Annotated in this window: 8 protein-coding genes and 1 pseudogene; 4 read left to right on the top strand and 5 right to left on the bottom strand. The window is 61.8% G+C overall.

Going from position 1 to position 12,283, the window contains the following annotated elements; genetic code table 11:
* Window positions 1–2: 2 nt before the first annotated feature.
* The 5 genes and pseudogenes from ACM1ZW_RS18120 to ACM1ZW_RS18140 form a co-directional block, all read right to left on the bottom strand.
* Window positions 3–1,202: pseudogene (locus tag ACM1ZW_RS18120) on the bottom strand (NAD(P)/FAD-dependent oxidoreductase); the annotation flags it as partial.
* Window positions 1,203–1,532: 330 nt separating this feature from the next.
* Window positions 1,533–3,206 carry a bifunctional protein-serine/threonine kinase/phosphatase gene (locus ACM1ZW_RS18125; protein WP_017337468.1) on the bottom strand — a complete coding sequence of 558 codons (1,674 nt, stop codon included), beginning with the start codon at window positions 3,204–3,206 and terminating at the stop codon, window positions 1,533–1,535.
* 7 nt (window positions 3,207–3,213) lie between these two features.
* Window positions 3,214–4,425 (bottom strand): nitrate/nitrite transporter, encoded by a 1,212-nt coding sequence (locus ACM1ZW_RS18130; protein WP_414878607.1) that lies wholly within the window; start codon window positions 4,423–4,425, stop codon window positions 3,214–3,216.
* Between the two features lie 252 nt (window positions 4,426–4,677).
* Window positions 4,678–5,253: an ANTAR domain-containing response regulator gene (locus ACM1ZW_RS18135; RefSeq protein WP_017337471.1), complete on the bottom strand. Its 576-nt coding sequence runs from the start codon at window positions 5,251–5,253 to the stop codon at window positions 4,678–4,680.
* Between the two features lie 15 nt (window positions 5,254–5,268).
* A complete protein-coding gene (locus tag ACM1ZW_RS18140; protein WP_017337472.1) occupies window positions 5,269–6,480 on the bottom strand; it encodes a CmpA/NrtA family ABC transporter substrate-binding protein in 1,212 nt (403 codons plus the stop codon).
* A 177-nt stretch (window positions 6,481–6,657) separates the two neighbouring features.
* Here ACM1ZW_RS18140 and ACM1ZW_RS18145 point away from each other — a divergent pair, with 177 nt between their 5' ends.
* From ACM1ZW_RS18145 to ACM1ZW_RS18160, 4 genes are read left to right on the top strand one after another with little or no spacing between them, the layout of a single operon-like run.
* Window positions 6,658–7,437 carry a helix-turn-helix domain-containing protein gene (locus tag ACM1ZW_RS18145; protein ID WP_416738980.1) on the top strand — a complete coding sequence of 260 codons (780 nt, stop codon included), beginning with the start codon at window positions 6,658–6,660 and terminating at the stop codon, window positions 7,435–7,437.
* 4 nt (window positions 7,438–7,441) lie between these two features.
* Window positions 7,442–9,097, top strand: coding sequence for a type III secretion system outer membrane ring subunit SctC (sctC, locus tag ACM1ZW_RS18150; protein ID WP_414883418.1), 1,656 nt, complete (start codon window positions 7,442–7,444; stop codon window positions 9,095–9,097).
* Window positions 9,094–10,200, top strand: coding sequence for a type III secretion system gatekeeper subunit SctW (gene sctW / locus ACM1ZW_RS18155; RefSeq protein ID WP_017337475.1), 1,107 nt, complete (start codon window positions 9,094–9,096; stop codon window positions 10,198–10,200). The genes sctC and sctW overlap by 4 nt, the downstream gene beginning before the upstream one ends.
* 23 nt (window positions 10,201–10,223) lie before the next feature.
* Entirely contained in the window at window positions 10,224–12,275 is a 2,052-nt protein-coding gene (locus ACM1ZW_RS18160) for an EscV/YscV/HrcV family type III secretion system export apparatus protein (RefSeq protein WP_416738981.1), read from the top strand.
* The last annotated feature ends 8 nt before the right edge of the window (window positions 12,276–12,283 follow it).

A 12,283-nucleotide genomic window follows, 5' to 3' on the forward strand; every position in this document is an offset into this window, starting at 1 on the left:
GTTTCACCAAACATCAGGTGATCGCGGCGCTCGCCGATGTCCTGGTTCTCACGAATCTGCCGGAAGTACCAACCGCCATCTGCCGTATCGCCGTACAGGCAGGCACCGACCAGCACGTCATCCTTGATGACCAGCTTCTTGTAAATCCCGCTGATGGGGTCGGAGAGGGTGATGGTTTCGGTGCCTTCGCCGCCCATGAAGTCGCCGGCGGAAAACAGGTCGATGCCGGTGACTTTCAATTTGGTCGAGGTCACCGAGCCCTTGTAGGTGGCGAACCCCAGCCGGGCGAGATGGTTGGCGCAGACCCTGGCCTGTTCGAACAGCGGCGCGACCAGGCCATAGGCGATGCCACGGTGGCTGGCGCACTCGCCGATGGCGTAGACCCGCGGATCGTAGGTTTGCATCGTGTCGCTGACCAGAATCCCGCGATTGCAGGGGAGGCCGGACTTTTCCGCCAGTTCGCTCGCAGGGCGAATGCCGGCGGCCATCACCACCAGATCGGCGGGAATGATGTCGCCATTGTGGAACTCGACCGAGCCGACCCGGCCATTGCCGGCATCGTGCAGGGCCCGGGTTTGCTCGCGAAGGCGAAACTTCAGGCCACGAGCCTCAAGCGCGGTTTGCAGCATTTGGCCGCTGACGTTGTCCAGTTGCCGCTCCAGCAACCACTCACCGTTGTGCACCACGGTGACGTGCATGCCGCGCAGCATCAGGCCGTTGGCCGCTTCCAGACCCAACAGGCCGCCGCCGATGACCACGGCGTGCTCGTGGGTTTTGGCGGTGTTGATCATGGCCTGGGTATCGGCGATGTCGCGGTAGCCGATCACGCCATGCAAAGTGTTGCCGGGGATCGGCAGGATAAACGGAGTCGAACCGGTGGCGATCAGCAGGCGGTCGTACTCGGCCTCGGTGCCGTCGTCGGCGATGACCCGGCGTTTGACCCGGTCGATCTCCACCACTTTGCGGTTGAGCAGCAACTTGATGTTGTTGTCGAGGTACCAGTCCAGGTCGTTGAGCACGATCTCTTCGAAGGTTTGTTCGCCGGCCAGTACGGGCGACAGCATAATGCGGTTGTAGTTGGTATGCGGTTCGGCGCCGAAGACGGTGATGTCGTACAGCTCGTTGCTCAGCTTGAGCAACTCTTCCAGGGTCCGAACCCCGGCCATGCCATTGCCGATCATCACCAGTTTTAGTTTTTTCATCAGGTTCTCCGGGTGCTCGGAACACATTTCGCGCAAACAAAAAAAGGCGTCCCGCTAGTTGCCTAGCGAGGACGCCTTTGTCCTGGTCCCGTTACTTCGGGAAGCGCATCCTTCGTCTTTGAAGGCTGGGCTTTATGTAAGTTGAAAGAGGTAATGCAGTGGTTGTGCCAAGTTATTCAAGGAAGGGATTTACGGGGCTGCGGGAGGGCATTTGAGGAACCGATTCAAATTTTCTGCACTGATTAGAGGCGGCTTGCCCGGTACTGGAGCATGCGAACCTGTGGCGAGGGAGCTCGCTCCCGCTCCCTCGCCACATAGGATCTGTTCGAATCAGGATGAATGGAGAACCAGAAACAACAGCACCAGATTTACCAGCAACGACCCCAGCGCCAACGTCCGCCAGACTTTCACGGGCTCGCGTTCCAGCAAAGGCCTTGGCCGCACACTCAAACTGCGCCGCTCGCCCTGTTCCAGTACCAGCAACCATTCTTCCGCCGTTTCATATCGCTCATCCGGGTTCGCCGCCACCGCGCGCTCCAGACTTTGCGCGATCCACTCGGACAGGTCGGGCCGGTAGCGACTGGCACTGACCGGTGCACCGAACCGCGGCCGCTGGAACGCTTCGATTTCGCCGTAGGGATAATGCCCGGTGAGCAGGAAATACAAGGTCACGCCCACCGCATACAAATCCTGTTGCGCCGACGGCGGATCGCCGCGAAAGGCTTCCGGCGCGATATAACTGGGCGTTCCAGGCAGGGTCGAGGCCTGGTCTTCAGACAGACCGGGGCAGTAGGCGAGGCCGAAGTCCAGCAGGCGCAGCTCGCCGTCGTCCCCCAGCAGCAGGTTTTCCGGTTTGATGTCGCGATGGAGAATCTGCCGGCGATGCAGCATGCCGACTGCCCGCAGCAAACGTTCCGCCAGGTCCTGCCATTGAGCCATTGGCAGCATTGCGTTTCGCGCGCTCAGTTGTGCCAGGGTAGACCCGGAATATTCACGCATCACGTAGTACAAATGCTGACGCTGATGGGCGGCATGGACTTCAGGAAAATGCCGGCCGGCCACACGCTTGAGAAACCACTCTTCCGACAGCAATGCCTGCCCGGCCAGGTGATCGTCGCGCAGTGCCGCGGGCAAGGTTTTCAGCAGCCAGGGTTGTTGCTGAGCGTCGCGCACCCGGTAAAGCAGGGACTGCTGGCTCTGCCCGAGTATCGTTTCTACCTGCCACCCCTCAAAGGACTGGCCCGGTTTCAGCGCCGGCGGCAGTGGCCATTGCTGCAGATGAATCAGCGCGTCGCCGATACTCGTTTCACCGAGTGCGTCGACCCGCACCAGCAAAGCGCTGGCATTGTCCTGACTGCCCGCAAGATGCGCGGCACTCACCAAGGTGTGTGCCGCGCTGCGCAGATCCGGTTGATCGCGCAGGATCGCCGCAATCGCGGTGTCACCCAGCACAGCCCAGATGCCATCGCTGAGCAGCACGAAACTCTCATCCTGGCGCAACTCGCCATCGAGAAAATCCAGCACCAGATGCTGATCGAGGCCCAGCGCCCGTTTGAGCACATGCTGCATGCCCGGTTGGTCCCAGACGTGGTCTTCGCTGATCCGTTGCAAGTGATCGGCGTGCCAGCGATAAACCCTGCAGTCACCGACGTGCGCCAGGGTAAATCGCCTGCCGCGCATGACCAGGGCACTGACGGTCGTGAGCAGCGGTTGCCCACCGCCATTGGCTTGCAGCCAGCGATTCTGTGCCAGTAGCAGGCGGTCGAGTGCCTGGGCGACGCCCCAGGTTTCCGGGGTGGCGTAATAGTCCAGCGCCAGCGCCTGCAAGGTCGAACGGGCGGCGAGCCCGCCATCGGCGCACTGGCTGACGCCGTCGGCGATGGCGAACAGGTAGCCCTTGCTCGCCGCCAGCGCCGGCGCGGGAGTGACCAGGCGCAGGGCGTCCTGATTCTCCTCGCGCGGCCCCATGGCGCTGGCTTCGGCGAAACTCAGTTGCAGGCTCATTCAGCCCTCACACCCGCGCGGCAGTGACGGCCGCAGAGCCCCAGGTGGTCCTCCAGCGACGTTTCACGCCGTGCAGGCCGAACCAGGCGAGGACGCCAAGACTGGCGAACAACCACAGGGCCAGTTGATAGCTGCCGGTGCTTTGCTTGATCGCACCCATGCCCGCCGCGAGGGCGAAACCGCCGATGCCACCGGCCATACCGATCAAACCGGTCATCACGCCGATCTCACGACGAAAGCGTTGTGGGACCAATTGGAAAACAGCGCCGTTACCCGCACCCAGACCGAGCATGGTGCACACAAAAAGTGCCAGCGCCGCATAGGAACTCGGCAAGTTGAAACCCACCGCCGCAATGCAGATCGCCGCCACCGTGTACATCGCCAGCAACGTGCGAATCCCGCCGAAACGGTCCGCCAGCGCACCACCCAAGGGACGCATCAGACTGCCGCCAAACACGCAGGCCGCCGTGTAGTAACCGGCGGTGACCGGGCTCAGGCCATATTGGTCGTTGAAGTAGCCGGGCAGGGCGCTGGCCAGGCCGATGAAGCCGCCGAAGGTCACGCTGTAGAAAAACATGAACCACCAACTGTCACGGTCACCCAGGGCCTTGAAGTAGTCGGACATCGACTTGGCTTTCGGCCGTTCAGGGGCATTTTTGGCCAGCCAGGCGAAGACGATAATGGTCAGGATCAGCGGAATCAGGGCGAAGCCGAACACGTTGCTCCAGCCAAACGCTGCGGCCAGCACCGGAGCGATCAGCGCAGCGAGCACAGTGCCCGAGTTACCGGCCCCGGCGATGCCCATGGCCTTGCCTTGATGCTGCGGCGGATACCACTGCGACGCCAGCGGCAACGCCACGGCGAAGGACGCACCGGCCATGCCGAGGAACAGGCCCAGCAACAGCGCTTGTTCATAAGTGTGGATGCCCAGTTTCCAGGCGCCGAACAGGGCGCAGATGACGATCACCTGGCCGATCAGCCCGGCGGTTTTCGGCGACAGGCGATCGGCGAGCATGCCCATGATGAAGCGCAATACGGCGCCCGCCAGAATCGGCGTGGCAACCACCATGCCGCGTTGTTGGGTGGTCAGGTGCAGGTCGGCGGCAATTTGCACCGCCAATGGGCCGAGCAGGTACCAGACCATGAAACTCAGGTCGAAATAGAGGAAGGCCGCGAACAATGTCGGGGTATGGCCGGATTTCCAGAAGCTTGAATTCATCGCGCACCTCAGCTGTGAGTCGTCTCGAGAAGGAGTCATGAGCTTGCAGGTGGGGCGCCGCAACGGCCGCACCACCGGCCCCGGGCTGTGGGGCCAAAACAAAAAAACGCCGCCACCGGATTCGCCTTGGGCAAATGAGGTGAGCGACGTCTTTGTCGTAGGTGGGGCAACCGCCGTTGGTTACCTGTAGCGGTTACCTAGCGAGATCTGTGCCACATCATGAATTGTGGCGAGGCTGCGATCTTTGCTTTGTCAGCCCAGCAACTCACTCATGGCAATAATCTGCTCCGCCACCTGAATCAGCTTCTGCTGCCGGCTCATGGCCTGACGGCGCATGAGGGTGTAGGCCTCTTCCTCGTTGCAGTCTTTCATCTTCATCAACAATCCCTTGGCCAGCTCGATGCGCTTGCGCTCGGCCAGTTGCAGGTCGCGGGCGTGCAGCTGGGCGCGCAGGGCCTGGTCGCTTTCGAAGCGCGCCATGGCCACGTCGAGAATCGGCTGCAAGCGTTGTGCGTGAATGCCTTCGACAATGTAGGCGCTGACCCCGGACTTGATCGCCTGGCGCATCACATCGGGGTCATGTTCGTCGGTAAACATCACGATCGGCCGCGGCTGGTCGCGGGATACCAGCACCACTTGCTCCATCACATCGCGGCCCGGTGACTCGGTATCGATCAGGATGACGTCCGGACGCACCGTTTCGACGCGCGCGGGCAGGTCGATGGTCAGGCCGGATTCGTCGATCACCTCGAACCCGGCTTCGGTCAGGGCTGCTTTCAGCCGGCCGACTTTCTTCGCGGTGTCGTTGATCAGCAGGATACGCAACATGTTCGCAGTCTCCTGTCAGCGGCTGGCGAGTAGGGGCGAGCTGTCGCTCATGGCGTGCAGCTTGAAGCTGCGGGCATAACCGGCAGGGTCGCAACCGTCCCAGCGTTTGCCGTCGATCAACTGGCTGCTGCGCATTTCCTCGCCCGACGAGGCAACACCGACGGCGGCCGCGGCCTCTCGATACAAGTCTAGTTGCTGGACCTGACGGGCCACCGCGAGGTAGTCCGGGTCGTCGCGCAACAACCCCCAGCGGCGGAACTGGGTCATGAACCACATGCCATCGGACAGGTACGGCAGGTTGACCGCGCCACCGCCATGGAAGCGCAATGCGTGCGGATCTTGCCAGTGATTGCCGAGGCCGTCGTTGTATTCGCCGAGCAGGCGCGGTTCGATGCAATCGAGCGGTGCATCGAGGTAATCCGGAGCGCTTAACAGCTGCGCGGTGCTGCGGCGATTCTCGACGCTGTCTTCGATGAAACGGCTGGCTTCCAGAATGGCCATCACCAGTGCCCGGGCGGTATTGGGGTATTGCTCGACAAACGCACGGGTGCAACCGAGGACTTTTTCCGGATGGTCGGGCCAGATCGACTGGGTCGTCGCCATCGTGAAGCCGAGCTGCTGTTTCACCGCGCTGGCGGCCCAGGGCTCCCCGACGCAGAACCCGTCGATACGGCCCGCTTGCAGGTGCGCGACCATCTGCGGTGGCGGCACCACCACGTTGTCGACGTCGTGCAACGGATGAATGCCCTGGCTTGCCAGCCAGTAGTGCAGCCACATGGCGTGGGTGCCGGTCGGGAATGTCTGGGCAAAGGTGAGTTTTGGGCGAGTTTGGTGCACGTGGCGGTCCAGTGCTTCAGGACCGGTCACGCCGAGCGCCTGCAAGCCATGGGAAAGGTTGATGCTCTGGCCGTTCTGATTCAGGCCCATCAACACCGCCATGTCGGTGGCCGCGACGCCACCGATGCCCAGGTGCACGGCGTATATCAGGCCGTAAAGACTGTGGGCGGCGTCGAGTTCGCCGCTGACCAGTTTGTCTCGCAGGTTGGCCCAGGAGGACTGGCGCTTGAGGTTCAAGGTCAGTCCATAGGGCTGGGCAAAACCCTGGGTGGCGGCGACCACCACCGAGGCGCAGTCGCTCAGGGCCATGAAACCGAGGTTGATGTCGGTCTTTTCCGGGGCGTCGCTGCCGTTGACCCAGGCCAACGGGCCGGCTGATGGTTCGTTCATCGCATCTTCACCTTGCAAAAAAAAGCGTCGTCCCGGGTCCTCGCATGAGCAAGGCCGGGTGACGACGCCATTGTCCTGGCACTCATCCCGCCGTTGGCATGAGTGCTGATACCTCAATGGGTGCAAGGCATATGCCAGCCCGGGGTTCATCAGTTTTCCATCAGGACTTGCCGCGCCATGTCTTTCATCCTGCCGACCCTTCATCGTCAGGCTGCAAAGGAGGTTGGCGTGCAAACCGAATCATTTCATGCCCCCACATTCCCGGAGGCTCGTTCCGGCGAGCGGGTGTTGTATCTGCGTGTCAGCGAGTCGACCGACCTGCTGGGTTCGGCGCAGTGCCACCGGTTGCCCGGTGGTTGGGAGGGGCTGATCGCGGTCAGCGAGGCGCTGCAAATGCGCGGTGGCTGTGTGCAGGTGCTGCCGCTGTCCGAAACACGGCTGGTGAAACTGCAGGTCTTTTTCGATCTCAGTGACACGTTGACGGAGCAACGGCCGGGCCATGCGCCGTGGGCGCTGTTGCCGGTCACGTACGAGACCGTTCGGTCGGAGCGCGCGCTGGAGCGCTGGTACATCGGGCAGGCCATGAGCGCAAGTCCGGCCTACCACGCTTTCGCCAGCGTGCTACGTCATACAGAGAGCTACGGGCTTGTGCGATTCCTGCTGGAGCAGGGCACCCGCAGTGAAAAACTGAGCGACCTGGCGCAACGCTATGGCGTTTCCGTATCGCACTTTCGTCGATTGTGCCGACAGGCGCTGGGCAGTGCGGCAAAGCCTGCATTGCGCGGCTGGCGCACGGCCCAGGCGCTGTTGAACATGAGTCTGCGGGACTGCTCGCTAACGGATGTCGCGCTGGAATTCGGCTTTGCCTCTTCTTCGCATTTCTCCAAGGAAATCCGCGAACTGGTGGGCTTCACGCCCAGCAGTCTTGCCGATATCACCTACCTTCCAGGCAAGTGAGCCGATGAACCGCCGATCGTTCTCCTTATCCCTTTTGCCCGTCTGCCTGGCCACGGTGTTGCTGCTCGCACCCTTTGCCGCACAGGCCTCTGTCTATAATTTCGAGGCCCGCGAACAAAGCGCGCGCACTTTTTTCAGCGAGCTGTCCGGCCCGCTGGGCAAGCCGGTCATCGTCAGCAAGGCCGCTGCAGCCAAGCGGATTTCCGGTACGTTCGACCTGCTCGCGCCGCAACGCACCTTTGAGCGAGTCAGCGCGCAAATGGGCCTGATCTGGTACAGCGATGGTCAGGCGATTTATCTGTATGACGCCCCGGAACTCAAAAGCGCGATGGTGTCGCTGCAAACCCTGACCGTGGCGAAGCTTCAGGCGTTCCTGGAACGCTCCGGGTTGCACGATCGCCGTTATCCGTTGCGCCACGATGGCCTGCGTACGTTCCATGTCTCCGGCCCGCCGATGTATGTCGATCTGGTCACGCAAGCGGCCGGCCTGATGGATAACCAGCGCTCGGAACTGTTGCTGGGCAAGCAGCAGATCGGCGTCATCCAGGTGCGAAACACCTTTGTGAGCGACCGCAAATACGAGTTGCGTGATGACAAGGTGACGATTCCCGGGCTGGCCACCGTGATTGAGGCCTTGCTGCGCGGCGAACGCAACGGCGTCGAGCCCGCGGTGGCGCACGTCCCGGCACAGCGACCGCAGGGCTTGATGCCGGCGTTTCCTTTGGAAGGCCTGGCGAGTTCCCCTTCGGATCAGGACCCGTCCGCGCCGCGAATCCTCGCGCGCGACACGGCTGCCGGGAACATTCGGGTCGTGGCCTATCCCGACACCAACAGCCTGTTGGTCAAGGGGTTGCCGGAGCAGGTGCGTTTTATCGAGAACCTGGTCAGTGCGCTGGACACGCCCAAACGCCACGTGGAATTGTCGTTGTGGATCATTGATCTGCACAAGGATGAGCTCAATCAGTTGGGCGTCAATTGGCAAGGCGTCGTGAATTCGGGCGGAAAATTCAGCGCGTCGCTCAACGCCGGCTCGGCGACCACGCTCGATGGTGCGTCGTTCGTCACCCAGGTCATGGCGCTGGAGCGCACGAGCCGGGCGAATGTGGTGTCGCGACCGGTGATCCTGACCCAGGAAAATGTGCCGGCGATTTTCGACAATAACCGCACCTTTTATGCGCCGCTGGTGGGCGAGCGCAGTGTTGATCTGCAGCACGTGACCTACGGCACGCTGGTGAGCGTATTGCCGCGTTTCGCCCAGGCGGACGAGATTGAAATGTCGCTCAATATCGAAGACGGCAACGAAATCGAGAACCCGGGCCAGGGTGAGCGGCCCAGCGCTCTGCCGACAGTCGGCCGCACCCGCATCAGTACGGTGGCGAGGGTGCCGCCGGGCAAGAGCCTGCTGGTGGGCGGTTTCACCCGCGATGACCACGGCGAACAGATTGGCCGGATACCGGTGCTGGGGTCGATTCCGTGGATAGGCCGGCTGTTCAGTTATCGGCAGAGTCGCTCGGCCAATACCGTGCGGGTCTTCCTGATTCAACCCAAGGAAATTCGCGACACGCTGGAGCCGAACGCCGTTGAACCGGCTCCACAGTTGCTGACCCCGGAACAGCACGAACGTTTGCGCCGTTCCTATTTTCGGGCGGCAATAAAATGATCCTGCCAGCGATTTCCAGCGGTGGGCGCGCGGCCCAGGCGCGGCTGAATGCCGAGAAGGCCGCCGAGCATCCGCAGCCACAGGCGACGGCGGAGACTGATCTCGACGACAGCGGCACGGCGGGCGTCCTGCAGCGTTTCGTGCAGATCAGCGATGAAATGTCGGCGGCATTGGCGCAGTTTCGTGGCCGCCGGCAGTTCGAACTGAAGTCCGACACCTTGACCGACAACTTCGAAAGGGTCCTGGACGACGACACCGTGCCCAAGGTTCGGCAGATTCTCAGCCTGGCACGGCTCGGCGACAAACCCATCAGCTGGTTGCTGCAAATGGCGCGGAAGCTGTTTGCCGATGACAGCGATCTGGCGTTGGTGCTGCGAGAACTGTTGCGTCGTAAAAAACTCGAGAAAAGCACCCGTCAGCGGCTCGAAACCCTTTTGCAGACGGTGGTCGCCCAGGCGTCTCCCAAGCGCATGAACGCCGGCATCAACGCCGCGCTCAAGGCCAGGATGTTCGGCGCGAGCATGGCTGTGCGCGCCGCGCTGTTGCGCGAAACGTACCGGGATTTTCTCGAGTCCGATGAAGGGCCGGTCAGCTGTTATCAGGACTGGATTGCGCTGTACGGCCCACTGCAGCGCACGAATGTGCTGGCCTTCATCGAAGCGGCGCTGCTCACCGATATCAGCGCCCAGGACCCGAGTTGCTCGCGCGCAGAGTTTGGCCAGCTGCTGGCCCGGCTGAATGACCTCAAGCGCCTGCGTTCAGCCGATGGTCTGTTCATCGGCGGCCTGCTGGGCGATGAACTGATCTGCCGGCACAACCCCGATGAATCCGACTGGCTGGTGTTCCTGTTCGGCCTGTTGACCTGGCCCGATGAGCTCGACCAGTTGTTGCTCGGCGTGCTCGGTGAGCGCGTGCTGCTGAGCCTGCACCGTGAGCGCTCGACGCTGCTGCAGACGGTGCGCCGGTTCAGCCTGCAGTTGCCGTTGCAACTGTTTGCCGATGAAGAGGCGCCGCTGCGCCTGGCGCGACAGTTTTCGCTGCTGGCCGACGTTGCCTACACCCACGAATGCATTGAACAGCGTCGTCTCGGCGGTTGCTCATGATTTTTTTCCGGAACTGACCTGCCATGTTCAATGTGTTTTTGCGCAACGTCAGCGCTCGCCCGGAGCTGCTGATCCTGACTCTCATGGTGATGATCATCGCCATGCTGATCATTCCGTTGCCGACGGTGCTGGTGGATTTTCTCATCGGCCTGAACATCGTCATTTCGCTGCTGGTGTTCATGGGCTCGTTCTACATCGAACGCATCCTCAGCTTCTCGACGTTCCCGGCGTTGCTGTTGCTGACCACCCTGTTTCGCCTGGCACTGTCGATCAGCACCAGCCGCTTGATCCTGAGCCAGGCCGATGCGGGCGAGATCATCGCGTCCTTTGGCGAGTTCGTGATCGGCGAAAGCCTTGTTGTGGGCTTCGTGATCTTTTCGATTGTCACCATTGTGCAGTTCATCGTGATCACCAAAGGCTCGGAGCGGGTCGCCGAAGTCGCGGCGCGCTTCTCGCTGGACGGCATGCCGGGCAAGCAAATGAGCATCGACGGCGACCTCAAGGCAGGCGCCATCACGGCCGAGGAAGCCAAGGAAAAACGCAGCGTGCTGGAGCGTGAAAGCCAGCTGTATGGCTCCTTCGACGGCGCGATGAAATTCATCAAGGGCGATGCGATCGCCGGCATCATCATTATTTTCGTCAACTTCATCGGCGGCATGGCCATCGGTGTCGGGCAAATGGGCATGGACATGTCCACGGCCCTGTCGACCTACACCTTGCTGACCATCGGCGATGGCCTGGTCGCACAGATTCCGGCGCTGCTGATCGCCATCGGCGCCGGCTTCATCGTGACCCGCGTCAACGGCGACGACAGCAACCTGGGGCGCAACATGCTGGCCCAGATGCTCGGCAATCCGTTCGTGATGGGCGTCACCGCGCTGCTGGCGGTGGGTGTCGGTCTGCTCCCCGGGTTCCCGCTGATGACGTTTCTGCCGATTGCCGCGGTGCTGGCGCTGGTGGTGTTTATCCGGCATCGAAAGGCTTCCAAGGGCACTGTTGACGGTGAGAGCCGTGTTGCAGCCACCGAGCAGGACGTGCTGCAAACCGGGTCGGGATTGCTCGATGACGTCGATAACATCGCCACAGAGACCATCGCCTTGATGTTGCTGGTGCCCACGTCGCAACTGGCGGCGCTGAACAAAGCCCGTTGGGCGGCGCGCTTTCGCAGTCAGTTTTTCGTCGACTACGGCTTGCGGATACCCGAACCGCAGTTCCGCGCGAGCGAGGCGTTGCCGGCTCATCAAGTGGCGGTACTGATCAATGAAGTGCGTGCCGAGCAATTCGATATCCATTTCGATCACTGGCGTCTGCTCGACTATTCGCCGGACCTCGAGCCCCTGGGTTTTGCCCTGGTGCGCGGCAACGACAGCAATCGCCTGGGCGGTGTCTGGGTCAACGCCGTCGACAAGGAGCGAGTGCAACAGTTGGGCTATCAACTGCGCCCGGCAGACGAGGAATGCTACCGCTGCCTGGTCACGTTGCTGGCGCGCAATATCCAGGAGTTTTTCGGCGTGCAGGAAACCAAGCAACTGCTCGACGAAATGGAAGCGAAATATCCCGACCTGCTCAAGGAAGTCTATCGCCATGTCACGGTGCAGAAGATCGCCGAGGTCCTGCAACGCCTGATCGGTGAGCGCATTTCCGTGCGCAACATGAAGCTGATCCTGGAGTCGCTGGCCCACTGGGCGTCACGGGAAAAGGATGTGCTGGCGCTGGTCGAACACGTTCGCGGAGCGATGGCGCGCTACATCAGCAACAAATTCGCCCACGGCAATGACTTGCGCGTCCTGCTGCTATCGGCGGAATTCGAAGAGGTGGTACGCCGGGGCATCCGGCAAACCTCGGGCGGCAGTTTCATCAACCTGGAGCCGGCCGAGTCGGAAGAGCTGATGGACCGCCTGAGCGTCGGCCTGGACAGCCTGCACATCGCGCACAAGGACATGGTGCTGCTGTGTTCGGTCGATGTGCGGCGCTACATCAAGAAACTGATCGAGGGGCGTTTCCGGGAGCTGGACGTGATGTCGTTCGGCGAAATCTCCGAGACCATCTCGGTCAATGTCATCAAGACCCTCTGAGGAAACCC

Origin of the sequence: Pseudomonas sp. NFX71, from assembly GCF_048079215.1 — a bacterium.
Lineage (GTDB): Bacteria > Pseudomonadota > Gammaproteobacteria > Pseudomonadales > Pseudomonadaceae > Aquipseudomonas > Aquipseudomonas fluorescens_B.

Bases quoted from the DNA above. Each gene is read 5' to 3' on its own strand.
- ACM1ZW_RS18125 (WP_017337468.1), bottom strand. From the start codon at position 3,206: ATGAGCCTGCAACTGAGTTTCGCCGAAGCCAGCGCCATGGGGCCGCGC.
- ACM1ZW_RS18145 (WP_416738980.1), top strand. From the start codon at position 6,658: ATGTCTTTCATCCTGCCGACCCTTCATCGTCAGGCTGCAAAGGAGGTT.
- sctC (WP_414883418.1), top strand. From the start codon at position 7,442: ATGAACCGCCGATCGTTCTCCTTATCCCTTTTGCCCGTCTGCCTGGCC.
- sctW (WP_017337475.1), top strand. From the start codon at position 9,094: ATGATCCTGCCAGCGATTTCCAGCGGTGGGCGCGCGGCCCAGGCGCGG.
- ACM1ZW_RS18140 (WP_017337472.1), bottom strand. From the start codon at position 6,480: ATGAACGAACCATCAGCCGGCCCGTTGGCCTGGGTCAACGGCAGCGAC.
- ACM1ZW_RS18130 (WP_414878607.1), bottom strand. From the start codon at position 4,425: ATGAATTCAAGCTTCTGGAAATCCGGCCATACCCCGACATTGTTCGCG.
- ACM1ZW_RS18135 (WP_017337471.1), bottom strand. From the start codon at position 5,253: ATGTTGCGTATCCTGCTGATCAACGACACCGCGAAGAAAGTCGGCCGG.
- ACM1ZW_RS18160 (WP_416738981.1), top strand. From the start codon at position 10,224: ATGTTCAATGTGTTTTTGCGCAACGTCAGCGCTCGCCCGGAGCTGCTG.